This is a genomic window from Chloroflexota bacterium, assembly GCA_026708035.1.
Classification (GTDB): domain Bacteria; phylum Chloroflexota; class UBA11872; order UBA11872; family UBA11872; genus JAJECS01.
This window is the reverse complement of the sequence record JAPOVQ010000021.1, coordinates 1-12,293: the sequence shown is the minus strand read 5'-3', so window position 1 is coordinate 12,293 and position 12,293 is coordinate 1. Positions and strand designations below refer to the sequence as shown.

At 68.9% G+C, this 12,293-nt stretch carries 10 protein-coding genes; 7 read left to right on the top strand and 3 right to left on the bottom strand.

Annotated elements, in window-relative coordinates; translation table 11 throughout:
- Positions 1-120 precede the first annotated feature (120 nt).
- On the top strand, positions 121-384 hold the full coding sequence (locus OXG33_09225; protein ID MCY4114101.1) for a type II toxin-antitoxin system RelB/DinJ family antitoxin: 264 nt from the start codon (positions 121-123) through the stop codon (positions 382-384).
- Positions 385-593: 209 nt separating this feature from the next.
- Here the strand turns inward: OXG33_09225 and OXG33_09220 are convergent, their stop codons facing one another.
- The gene (locus OXG33_09220) at positions 594-1,646 is read right to left on the bottom strand and encodes a Gfo/Idh/MocA family oxidoreductase (protein ID MCY4114100.1); all 1,053 of its coding nucleotides are present in this window, start codon (positions 1,644-1,646) and stop codon (positions 594-596) included.
- A 353-nt stretch (positions 1,647-1,999) separates the two neighbouring features.
- On the opposite strand from OXG33_09220, the gene OXG33_09215 reads away from it, so the two are divergent.
- From OXG33_09215 to leuS, 5 genes are all read left to right on the top strand, one after another.
- Complete coding sequence (locus OXG33_09215; protein MCY4114099.1) at positions 2,000-3,352, top strand: MFS transporter; 1,353 nt, start codon at positions 2,000-2,002, stop codon at positions 3,350-3,352.
- A gap of 193 nt (positions 3,353-3,545) precedes the next feature.
- The gene (locus OXG33_09210; GenBank protein MCY4114098.1) at positions 3,546-4,352 is read left to right on the top strand and encodes a hypothetical protein; all 807 of its coding nucleotides are present in this window, start codon (positions 3,546-3,548) and stop codon (positions 4,350-4,352) included.
- A 77-nt stretch (positions 4,353-4,429) separates the two neighbouring features.
- Positions 4,430-5,113 (top strand): response regulator transcription factor, encoded by a 684-nt coding sequence (locus tag OXG33_09205; GenBank protein MCY4114097.1) that lies wholly within the window; start codon positions 4,430-4,432, stop codon positions 5,111-5,113.
- Between the two features lie 2 nt (positions 5,114-5,115).
- Entirely contained in the window at positions 5,116-6,465 is a 1,350-nt protein-coding gene (locus OXG33_09200) for a HAMP domain-containing sensor histidine kinase (GenBank protein ID MCY4114096.1), read from the top strand.
- Between the two features lie 173 nt (positions 6,466-6,638).
- The gene (gene leuS, locus OXG33_09195; protein ID MCY4114095.1) at positions 6,639-9,290 is read left to right on the top strand and encodes a leucine--tRNA ligase; all 2,652 of its coding nucleotides are present in this window, start codon (positions 6,639-6,641) and stop codon (positions 9,288-9,290) included.
- Positions 9,291-9,334: 44 nt separating this feature from the next.
- Here leuS and OXG33_09190 read toward each other — a convergent pair whose 3' ends face one another.
- Positions 9,335-9,688 (bottom strand): DUF5615 family PIN-like protein, encoded by a 354-nt coding sequence (locus OXG33_09190; GenBank protein ID MCY4114094.1) that lies wholly within the window; start codon positions 9,686-9,688, stop codon positions 9,335-9,337.
- The gene (locus OXG33_09185) at positions 9,685-10,107 is read right to left on the bottom strand and encodes a CopG family transcriptional regulator (protein ID MCY4114093.1); all 423 of its coding nucleotides are present in this window, start codon (positions 10,105-10,107) and stop codon (positions 9,685-9,687) included. Before OXG33_09185 ends, OXG33_09190 begins: the two co-directional genes overlap by 4 nt.
- 255 nt (positions 10,108-10,362) lie before the next feature.
- Between OXG33_09185 and OXG33_09180 the strand changes: the two genes are divergently transcribed.
- A complete protein-coding gene (locus OXG33_09180; GenBank protein MCY4114092.1) occupies positions 10,363-11,826 on the top strand; it encodes a hypothetical protein in 1,464 nt (487 codons plus the stop codon).
- Positions 11,827-12,293: the final 467 nt, after the last annotated feature.

Here is a 12,293-nt window from a genome sequence, read left to right as displayed (position 1 = left end):
CACATACAAGGGGACCGGACCAGCCGCGCTTGAGTTTCCCCAGGCGGACCGCAGCCTGGGCCGATGTGCATTACAACGTCATTCACACTATTGGGTGGCGCACCCAGACGAGGGGCATCGATGCCGGCCAACAAGCTGGTGCAGGCACGTATCGACGGGGCGGTGAAGGAAGAGGCGGCGGCGGTGCTGGCCGCCATGGGCCTGACCGTGTCTGACGCGGTGCGGCTGCTGCTGACGCGGGTGGCGCACGACAAGGCGCTGCCGTTCGCGCCGCTGACGCCCAACGACACCACGATCGCGGCGATGCGGGAAGCCCGCGCGGGCGGTCTTCAGCAGTTCGACAGCGTGGATGAGTTGCTTGACGACCTGCACGCGCCGGAGTGAGCAGCACGGGCGGGTTTGAAACCCGCCCCTACACCAGACGCGGAACGCGCCTCCCCGAGTCGCCGCGTGGATTCGCGCATTCGCGGGAATGACGGATTTGGGGCGCGCCAGCGCGCGGCGGTGCATTCCTCGGAGCATAGGGATGCCCGCCGAAGACCCCCATCCTGGCCTTCCCCCTTCCAGGGGGAAGGAATTAGGTCACAGACTTCCTAGGCCAGCGGCAGGTAGACGCGCTCGCCGTGGCGGGCCGAGTGGGTGAGTGCTTCGAGGAACTCCATGTAGTGCTCGCCGGTGGTGAAGTCGGGCGACAGGCCGGTGTCGCCGCCTTCGCGAACGGCGCGGATGAAGTCCGCCTCGACCTGCCAGCCGCCGCGCTCGTGGTCGGGAATCGGCACGTCGCGCAGCTCGGAGTCGTCGAGCGCGGCGTGGCGGATGCGGTCGGCGCCGAAGTCGTAGGTGAGCGTGCCGGCGTCGCCAAAGATCCACAGTTCGCCGGTGGGACCGAGATGCGCCGCCCCGGACCACTGGTAGACGAAGTCGGCGCCCGAGGCGAGTTGACCGATCACGCTGACGGAATCGGGAATCTGCACGTTGACGAGTTCGCCGGTGGCCGGATCGCGGCGCTGGCGGGTGTAGAGGTCGGTGCGGGCTTGCAGCTCGACGGCGCGGCCGACCCAGCGGTGCATGACCTCGGCGTAGATGCCAACGGTGAGCACGTTGTTGCCGCTCTGCTCGATGTCCTGGCGCCAGTGCAGCTCGGGCTCGCCGGCGGTCAGGCTCGCCGCGAGCATGGTGAGTCGCACCTGCTGCACGTCGCCCACGACGCGCTCCCGGCGCAGCAGGCGCCTCATCGTGGCTTCGCCGGCCATGCCAAATGGCGGCGGGCAAATGGCCACGACAAGCTCCGGATGCCGGTCGGCGGCGGCGACCATCGCCCGCGCCTCGGCCAGGTTGCGCGCCATCCGCGCCTGGCAGAACACGTGCTTGCCGGCGTCGAGCGCGGCGATGGAAATGCGCGCGTGCATGTAGGGCGTGGTGCCGATCCAGACGACATCGACGTCCGGGTCGTCCACGACCTGGCGCCAATGGTCGACAACTCGCGGGATGCCGTATTCGTCCGCGAAAGCCTCCGCCGAGTCGCGGCGCCGGTTGCAGACGGAGACTATCTCGACTCCCGGTATCGCCTGAAGTCCCGGCATATGCCGTTGCCGCACGATCCCGCCGGCGCCCACGATCCCGATTCGCACGATGTCTGAGGGCATTGCCGACCTCACTACCGAGGCTATCGACGCGGGCGCATGATGCCACGGACGTGGCCGGCAGCCGGGTTCCGATCCGCCGGACACCCTTGATGCAAGCCTTCCGTCACCAGGAAGCGTCATCTCGCGCCGGAGCCACGGATCACCCTCACCCTCTCCCTTCCAGGGAGAGGGGACCAGGCCCGGTCTCCCATCTCCATGTGGAGGGAATACCCAAGGGTCTCCACGAGGGGAGAAGAGGTCGGAGCAAATGCCGAGGTTCGCTCCCCAGCACGGTCGGAGTATCGTGAGGGCAGCGCGCTGCACCGAGTCCCTGTGGTTTGGCAGGTGAACGCGCTGCGCCGGAGGTGCCCGCGATGACCCGCGAGAACGCCGCCGACCCGCCCGTCGCGCGGCCGGCGGCGCTGCCACGTCTCTGGCGGGCGACCCGCGAGCGCTTCCTTCCGTCGTTTGCGCACCCGAATTTCGGCCGGCTCTGGCGCGCCAACGCGGGCGCGATGACGGCTCACTTCGTGCAGTTCCTGGCGCAAGGGTGGTTGGTCGTCGAGCTGACGAATTCACCCTTCACGCTCGGTCTGCTGTCCTTCTTCATGTCGTTGCCCATGCTGGTGCTGTCGCCGGTGGGTGGACTACTGGCCGACCGGCTGAGCCGACCGCGGCTGCTGATGATGGCCCAGAGCGTGAACGGCCTGACCGCCTTGACCATTGGGGCCCTGGTGGCCACGGGCGCCATTGCCGTATGGCATCTGGCGATAAGCGCCACGCTGACCGGCGCCATGTTCGCCCTGAGCGTTCCGGCCCGCTACGCCCTGATCTCGGAGGCGGTTCCCCGCGCGCTGGTGCGCAACGCCGTGGCCCTGAACGCGACGACGATGAACCTGGCCCGGGTGATCGGCCCCGCGCTGGCCGGCCTGATCGTCGGCGCGGCCGGCATCGCGGCGGCCTATTTCACCATGGTCGGCGGCTACATCTGGAGCATCCTGAACGTGCGGCGCATCGACGCCGACGAGCAGCGCCCGCGCGCGCAGGGATCGCCGGTGGCGATCCTGCGCGCCGGATTCGTCTACGTACTGAGTCACGGGCCCATCCGCTCGCTCATGGTGCTCACCCTGGCGCCGGCGTTGTTCAGCTACCCGCTCACGATGCTCTTGCCGGCCTTCGTGAAGCAGGACCTGCAGGCCGGCGTGCAAGACCTGGGCCTGGTAACCAGCGCGCTGGGTGCGGGCGCGGTGCTCGGGGCACTGGCCCTGGTCGCGGCGCCGGAAGTCCGCCGTCCCGGCCGGCTGGCCATTGCCGCCATCGTCATCAACGGCGCGTTGTACGTGGTCCTGTCGTTCACGCGGTTCCTCCCGTTCGTGGCGCTCGTCCTGGCGTGCGTCGGCATGTTTCAGGGAATTCACATGGCGCTGTCCCAGACCATCGTGCAGCTGCTGGTGCCGGCGCATATGCGCGGGCGCGTGATGGCGGTGTGGATGATCAACTGGGGATTGATGCCGCTTGGCCTGCTGCCGTTGTCGGCGACCGCCGAGCGTCTGGGAACGCCCGTGGCCATGGCGATCGGCGGCAGCCTGAGCTTGTGCGTGGGGGTGTTCGTGGCGCTGTGGGGCCGCCAGCTGTGGGGACTCACGGCGGCGGGGATGCACGCGGCCGGCGAGCAGCCGAGTTCCACTCCCGAGCGCGCGGCAGCCGAGGCCACCGCCCGCGACTGAGGGTTGCTAGCGAACGGGCGCGGGTGCGGGGGCGGTTCGCGAACCGCCCCTACGTCCGGCCGATCAGCGCGGCGGGAATACGGCTCCGAAAACTGCACACGCTCTGCATTGCGTCTGCGGGGCGGGTTGACAGGCCGTTTCTATCGTCAATCTCGTGAACAGATGCCCTCGCCTGACGGCAAGGAGGATGTGGATGGGTCGGTGGAGGAAACTGGCGCTCGCCGCAGCGGGCGCCGCCATGGTGTCGGTGGTGGCCGTGAGCCTCGCGCTGGCGCACGGGGGCGGCGGGTTTGGCGGCAAGCGGGTCTCACCAGTAGAGATCCTGAGCGACCTGACTGGTGTTTCGGTCGAGGAAATCCGCGGCGCGCGGCAGAGCGGCGACTCGCTGGCCGACATCGCGGAGGCCAATGACGTCACGACCGACGACTACGTGGGGGCGGTGGTGGAGGCCGCCACAACGGCGATCGATGACGCGGTCGCCGACGGCAAGCTCTCCGACGATCGCGCCGCGGAGATCAAAGAGGGTCTCACCGACAAGGTGACGGCCATGGTCACCAGTGAGGCCGGCTGGCACGGCCGGAGCCGCGGTTGGGCCGTCAAGCTCGACGGCAAGCCGTCGCCGGTCGTCGTGCTCAGCGAGCTGTCGGGCCTCTCGGTCGAGGAGATCCGTGCGGGCCGGGTCGAGGGTACGTCGCTGGCGGACATCGGCGAGGCCAACGGCGTGACCAAGGACGCCTACATTGCCGAGCTTGTTTCCCGCGCAACGGCGGCAATTGACGCGGCGGTCGAGTCCGGACGCCTGAGCGAGGAGCGCGCCCAGACCATGAAGGACGGGCTGGCGGATCGCGTGGAATCCATCGTGACCAACACCGACGAGCCGGGGCGGGGTCACGGCTGGGGCCGCGGCTTCGGCCACGGGAAGTCCGGCGGCAAGCACGGCGGCTGCCACTCCTCCAAATCGACACCGGCGGACGCCAGTGCGAGCCGGCTGGCTCTGTAGCCTCCCCCAGGCGTACGGTGTGCGGGAGCCGGTCGGCGGCCGGCTCCCGCCGCCGTGACGATTCCGGGAGACTGTCCGTGAAACACCAGCGCGTCCTCGTGGTGGACGACGACCCCGACATTCGCCGCCTGGTGAGCGCCTACCTCCGCCGCGAAGGCATGGAGGTCATCACGGCGGAGGACGGCGAGACCGCCCTGATGCACGAGGCCACGCAGCAGCCCGACATCGTGGTGCTGGATTTGATGCTTCCGGGCATCGGCGGCCTCGACGTGCTGCGCACGATCCGGGAACGCGGACCGCGGCCCGTGGTGCTGCTGACGGCGCGAGATGAGGTGACGGACCGCGTGCTGGGCCTCGAGTTGGGCGCCGACGACTACGTGACGAAGCCGTTTCACCCGCGTGAGCTGGTGGCCCGCGTGCATACGATCCTGCGGCGAGCGCAAGCGGAGCCGGTCGCCGCGTCCACGCGCGTGGGCTCGCTGGAAATCGACGTCGACCGCCGCCAGGTCAGGCGCGACGGAAATCTGCTGGCGCTGACGCGCACCGAATTCGATCTGCTGGCGACGCTGGCGCGTGCCGACGGACGGGTGCTGTCACGCGCGGACCTGTTGGACGCGGTGGCGGGCCCGGACAGCATCACATTGGAGCGCTCGATCGACAGCCACATCCGCAACCTGCGGCGCAAGGTGGAACCCGATCCCGGCGAGCCGCGCTACGTCGTGACCGTCACCGGGGTCGGCTACCGGCTGGGCGACACGTAGCCATGCGGCTGTCGCTGCGGCTGGTGCTGGCCTTCGTGGCGGTGGCGGCGGTGGCCGTGGGCACAGCCGCGCTGGTGGTGGGACTGACGACGGCCAGCCGGTTCGAGAGGTTCGCGTCAGACGTTCGCCACCACGAAGCCGAGCATACGGCCGACCGGCTCGCGGCGGCCTACGAGCGCACGGGCGATCTTCGGAAGGCGGCGCGCGAGGTGTTTTCCCGAGGCCAGCCGCGCGGGTTGCCGCTGGCGGTGGTGGACACCGAGGGCGACTTGGTCTGGGGCCCAGGCGGCATCCGATCCCGCTTGGCCATCGCCGCCTGGCCGGCGACGCCGCTAGTAGCGGCGGGCCGAGAAATCGGCCAGTTGCACATGCCCCAAGCGCTGGGCCCGGCGGGGCCGTTGCCCATCGGATCCGACGCTCGCGCCGTGCTGGAACGAGCCTTCATCAACGAGACGGTGCGGTCGTTGCTGATTGGCCTGGCAATCGCCGTGGGCGTGGCGCTCATGGTCGGTGTTGTCATCGCTGCCGGCATCACCCGGCCGCTGCGGCGGCTGACGGCGGCGGCGCGCGGCGTGGCGTCAGGCGATCTGCGCTCGCGCAGCGGGCTTGCCGGCCGGGACGAACTGGCCACCGTCGGCGCGGCCTTCGACGACATGGCGGCCGGCTTGCAGGCCCAGGAGGCCGCGCGCCGCAACCTGTTTGCCGATATCGCCCACGAGCTGCGCACGCCGGTGACCGTGATCGAGGGCAATCTTCAGGCCATGCTGGACGGCGTCTACGACCGCTCGGACGAGACGCTGCGGTCGACGCTGGACCGCGCCGAGGGGCTGCACCGGTTGGTCGAAGACATTCGCGATCTCTCACTGGCGGACGTAGGCAAGCTGGACCTCTCGATTGAGCAAGTTTCCCTCGATCGCGTGCTCAATGACGCGGCCTCGGCGATGCGGAGCCAGGCGCAGGCCAAAGGCGTGGCACTGGAGTCGGAGTCTTCGCCGGGCACGACCCGGGCCGACGAGGCGCGGCTGCGCCAGGTGCTGGCCAATCTGCTCGACAACGCGGTGCGCCACACGCCGTCGGGCGGCGCGATCTGCGTTCGCTCGGGCACGCAGGACGAAGGGGCCGGCTGGATCGAGGTTACGGATACGGGCGAGGGCATCCCCGCCGAGGACCTGCCGCACATCTTCGACCGGTTCTACCGCGGCACGGACGCCTCGGGCCGCAAGACCCGCGGCAGCGGGCTCGGTCTGGCGATTGCGCGGGCTCTGATCGAGGCCATGGACGGCCGCCTGACGGCGACGAGCACGCCGGGCGAGGGCTCGACGTTTCGGATTGAGTTGCCGGCGGCGAACTAGATGCCCTTGACCGGCGCCCTCACCCTAACCCTCTCCCAGAGGGAGAGGGGACCGGACCGGCGCCCGCCAGACACCGCATCACCCGAACGGGCAGGTTTGAAACCTGCCCCTACCGGACCATCGACCGCCGACTGCCCTAGAATGAAGTCCGCGTCCATCCGCCGCAGGCACCCGTGACTGTCGAGTTTTCTCCCGCCGAAATCGATCCCAAATGGCGTGCGCGCTGGGCCGAGCAGGACCTCTACCGCACGCCCGAGCCCTCGGATCGGCCCACGTTTTACTGCCTGGATTTCTTCCCCTATCCCTCGGGGGACGGCATCAGCGTGGGTCACCTGCGCAACTATGTGCCCACGGACGTGCTGTCGCGCGTGATGCGCATGCGGGGCTACGACGTGCTGCACCCCATGGGCTGGGACGCCTTCGGCCTGCCCACCGAGAACGCCGCCATCGAGACCGGGCGCCACCCGGCCGATCTGACGCGCGAGTGGAGCGCCAACTACAAGCGGCAACTGGACCTAGCGGGCGCGTCCTTCGACTGGGCGCGGGAGATCAACTCCACGCATCCCGAGTACTACCGCTGGACCCAGTGGATGTTCCTCAAGCTCTACGAGCGCGGGCTGGCCTATCGCGCCACCGGCATGCAGTGGTGGTGCCCGATCTGCGGCGCGCTGGCGAACGAAGAGGTCAACGCCGACGGCACCGACTGGCGCGGCCACACCGACATCAGCCAGCGCGAGCTGACGCAGTGGTTCTTCAAGATCACCGACTACGCCGACCAGCTGATCGAAGACTTGGAAGGGCTGGATTGGCCTGACGAAACCTGCAGCGCGCAGGTGAACTGGATAGGCCGCAGCGAGGGCGCCGACGTGGTGTTCACCACCGAGGCCGGGGACGAGATGCCGGTCTTCACCACGCGGCCGGACACGCTGTTCGGCGCCACCTTCATGGTTCTGGCGCCGGAGCACCCGCTGGTGGCCGAGGTCACCACGCCGGAGCGCGCCGACGAGGTGACTGCCTACGTGGCCGCCGCGGCGCGGAAGGCCGAGCTGGAGCGGGTGGCGCTGGACGACGACAAGACGGGCGTGTTCACCGGCGGCTACGCGGTCAACCCGGTCAACGGCGAGCGCCTGCCTATCTGGATCGCCGACTACGTGCTGATGTCCTACGGCTCGGGCGCCATCATGGCGGTGCCGGCCCACGACCAGCGCGACTTCGATTTCGCCACGCGCTACGGCATCGAGATCCGCACCGTCATCACTCCCCCCGAATGGGAAGGCGAGGCGCTGACCGAGGCCTTCCTGGGTGAAGGTGCGATGGTCAACTCGGGCCGGTTCAACGGCCTGCCCTCAGGCGAGGGCATCCGTGCCGTCACGGAGTGGCTGCGCGACCAAGGCGCCGGCGATTTCGCCATCAACTACAAGCTGCGCGACTGGCTGATTTCGCGCCAGCGGTACTGGGGCACGCCGATCCCGATCGTGCACTGCGACCACTGCGGCGAGGTCCCCGTGCCGGAAGACGAGCTGCCGGTGCTGCTGCCGCATCTCGACCAGATCGACCCGCAGCAGCTGGGCGGGCGCGCGCCCCTCGATGCCGCCGAGGACTGGGTCAACACCGCCTGCCCGTCCTGCGGCGGCGCGGGGCGGCGCGAAACCGACACCCTGGGCGGCTTTGCCTGCTCGAGCTGGTATTTCCTGCGCTTCTGCAGCCCGGACCAGCAGGACCAGGCCTTCGATCTCGACGCGATCCGGCGCTGGATGCCGGTGGACCTCTACGTCGGCGGGGCCGAGCACAGCGTGATGCACCTGCTCTACGCCCGCTTCTGGACCAAGGCCTTGCGCGACGCCGGAGTGGTGGATCTCACCGAGCCATTCAAGGCCCTGCGCCACCAGGGCATCTTGCTGGCCCAGGGCGGTTGGGTGGACGAGGCCGCCCTGCGGATCGACAGCCAGGGCGGCGCGCGCATCGGCGCGGCCGACGGGGCCGACGCCTACGAGCACCCCGAGTCGGCACAGCCGTTCCGCCGCTTTCCCCTGGAGGCCCGCTTCGAGCTGACCGGCGAGCGCGCGCAGCGCAACGGCCAGGCCTTGGTCGAGTTCCGCGTGACCCGGATGTCCAAGTCCTGGCGCAACGTCGTGTCACCCGACGACGTTGCCGCCGCCGCGGGCGGCGACGCGCTGCGCTGCTACGTCCTGTTCATTGGACCGTTCGATCGCACGCTGCCCTGGAGCGAGCAGGGGCGGGTGGGAGTCTCGCGCTGGCTAGGCCGCGTCTGGAACGTGGTGCTCGACCAGCCGGTGGGCGACACCGAGCGGCGGCGCGCGGCATATGCCGATGTCGAGGTCGAGCTGCGCCGCCGCCTGCACCAGACAATCCGCCGCGTGAGCCAGGACATCGACGGGCTCAAGTTCAACACCATGATCGCGGCGCTGATGGAGTTCACGAACTTCCTGGTCGAGGTGGGCGACGAGGAGCTCCGCGCCCGGCCCATCTGGACCGAGACGATCGAGACCTTCCTGGTGCTGCTGGCGCCCAGCGCGGTGTTCATGGCCGAGGAGCTGTGGGAGCGCACCGGTCACACGGAGAGCATCCACCTGCAGCCCTGGCCGGAGTGGGACCCGGACCTGGCGGCGGATGAGACCTTCACCCTAGTGGTGCAGGTGAACGGCAAGGTGCGCGACCGCATCGAGGCGCCGGTGACCATCGACGAAAACGGCGCGCGCGAACTGGCGCTGGCCAGCGAGCGCGCCCAGGCCCATCTGAACGGCCGCCAAGTGCGCAGGGTCTTTTACCGCGAGGGGCGGTTGATCAACCTGGTGGTCGGATGATCGGCTGCGATTCGACGCTTTCGTAGCCCCGGCTCAATCCCTGGCTATTCGAGCCAGTGCTCGCTCTCGACCGCGTCGCGTGTCGTAAGCAAGGCGTCCAGAGCCGCCACCAGCCGCCCGGCCGTCCGCCGATTGGCTCGCGGATAGGCTCGGTTGCTGGTGTAAATGAGCGCCGGCGAGGCACGACCGGCGCGCATGGCGGCTGCCGCGAGCGGTCGATAGTCCACGACGTTTTCCGTCACGATCACCCAAGATTCCGCCTGCGCCGCATCGAAGATTGCCGCATCGGACATGCCTCGAAGGTCGCGCCGTTCGGCCACGGCCACAACCTCATGCCCGCGGTCCCGCAGCGCCTCGGCGATCGCGGGCGCCCACATCTCGTCGAGCAGCAGCTTCACCTGCCGAGCAGCGCTTGCTCCCGTCGCCAGCGGGCCTCGGCTCGTTCAGCCTCTTCCTCGACTCGCCGAATCCAGGCGGCGACTTCGTCGGTGTAGTCGGCGTAGTAGCGCAGGGCAGTTCCCACCTGATCGGCGGTCAGTCCGGTCCGCTCGCCAATGCTTGCCAGACTGTCGATATCGCCGCCATCCGCTCCGCGAAGCGCGCCGACCACCTCCCACACGTCCGGACCGCCGATCAATCCCGGGCGGCGCCCCCCGGGGCCCGAGCGGAAGACGATCCCGGGATGTTGCTCCATGCGCAGGCCCTCATCGAGCAACTGCTTGGCGACCGCCGATCGTGACTGCCCGCTTCTCCGGCTCTGGGTCTCCAACTGCTCGAACAGGTCATCGCCCACGCGTACCGACAGATGCCGGCTCATCGCACTGGTCGCCTCGTCCGTATGCTGGCGTCACACAGTGTAGTACGACTCCGCCGCACGGCGAGTATGAGGCTGGACGGGCCTCCGCGGCGCCCACGCCCACCTCAACGGCTGCCAGGTGCGCAGAGTGTTCTATCGCAAGGGACGGCTGATCAATCTCGTCGTCGGGCAGGTCCTCAGCGGCCTGAGCCGGACGCTGCTAACGTAGGCATCCCTTCAAGTCGTCGCTCATGGACGAGCGGGAAGGCCTGATCGATGAAGACTAGGCTCTTGCTGGCGGTGGCCCTGATCGCCCTGCTGTTCTCGTTTCAGCCGGTTGTGGCCCAGGACTGTTCGTTTCAACTGGGGTTCAAGGCGCTGCGCGACCTGATTCCGGACGTGGTGGGCGACTGCCTGGAGGACGAGCGGCACGATCCGGAAACGGGTACGACGCGGCAATCCACGAGCAACGGAGAGCTGATCTGGCGCAAGTCCGATAACTGGACCGGGTTCACCGACGGTTCGCGCACCTGGATTAACGGTCCGGAGGGATTGCAGCAGCGGCCGAACAGCGAGCGTTTCGATTGGGAATCCCCAATAGCTTCCACCATGACTACGCAGCGGCTGACGCTGGAGCAGCTGCGGAACGCCGAATACCGCCTGCCGCTTCTCGGTGAGGAAAACACCCCCATCCGGCTCGAGGACGGCGAGGGATCGATCGCCTATGGCGAGGGCGCGACGGAACGGGACTACACGGGCATCGACAACGACACGGTCGCCTTTGGCGACCTCGATGGCGATGGGATCGCCGATGCGGCCGTGGTTCTCTTTACCTCCGGCGGCGGCAGCGGCACGTTCAAGCATCTGGTCGCCGTACTCGATCGGGACGGTGAGCCGGTGCAGGCGGCGCGGACGTACCTGGGAGACCGGGTGCCGGTGCGGAGCCTGACGATCGCCGGCGGACGGATCGTCGCCGAGACGGTGACACACCGCGCCGGCGATGGACTGTGCTGCCCGACGCTCGAAATCACTCGTGACTTCGCTCTGCGGGACGGCAAGCTGGCGGAGCGGCGGGCGTTGGTGGTCGAGTCCCCACTGCCGGGCGAGACCGTTGCTAGCGGGTTCGAGGTTCGAGGTACGACGACCATGCGCCCTTCGGGCGACGGCCTTCGCTACCTGGTCTATGACGCTCGCGGCGGGGTGATCGGCATGGGCACGCTGCCGGTCGAGGGCTTCGAGGGCTCTCTGGGGACGTTCGCCGCGCCGGTGGAGTTCATCGCGGGCGAGGGTGTACCGGGACGCATCGAGATCGTGGACGCAGGCGCCGGTTCGGCGGTGGCTCGGACGAATGTGCTGGTGGTCCTGGAGGCCACTCCGTCGATGTACGGCGCACAGCCGGATGAGGAAATGGACCGCCCGGTGCGCGAGCTGGTGCTGGAGGCGCCGCTGAGCGGCGCGACGGTGGGCACGGAGATCGAGGTTCGCGGGCGGATCAGCGTGATGCCGTTCGAGAAGAACCTGACATATCGCATCTACGACGAGGCCGGAACGGTGGTGGGCGAGAGCTATATCACGGTGGAAGGCGATCTCGACGGGCCGGGCACGTTTGCGCGGTCGATCGCCGTGACGGGGACGACCGCGCCGGGACGCCTGCGCATCGAGGTGCGAGACGTGAGCGAGGCGGACGGGTCGCTGTTCGTGAGCACCTGGGTGGAGGTGTGGTTCGCGGGGGGATCGTAGGTTGGCAGGGGCAGGTTTGAAGCCTGCCCCGTCGGAGCCTGCGCGGGCCACCGGGCAAGGGTCCAACGCCTCCAGACCTGACCGGACTGGATTCCGGCTTTCGCCGGAATGACGAAGTGGTTTCGCGAGGATCTCTTCAAGAGAGAGGCCGGCTTGCGGCGACGAGGAGAAAGCGGGCGCCCACAAGGGACGCCCCTACAGGGCGTTTGGACGTCCGGCTAGCCCCGATCCAAAAGACGTGGTTCGACGGAGCCTGCCCTGAGCTTGCCGAAGGGCTCACCACGAACGGAGGGGAACGGGCGCCCACGGGGGGCGCCCCTACATCGAATGCATCGGCCGGTTGCGGGGGTGGCGGTCCCACGCTGCACGCGGTGCGGGCCGCCGGATTCCCTCACCCTGACCCTCTCCCAGAGGAGACCTTTGAATTATTGGGGGCGGGGCGCGTGGGGAAGGGCCTCGGCACCGCC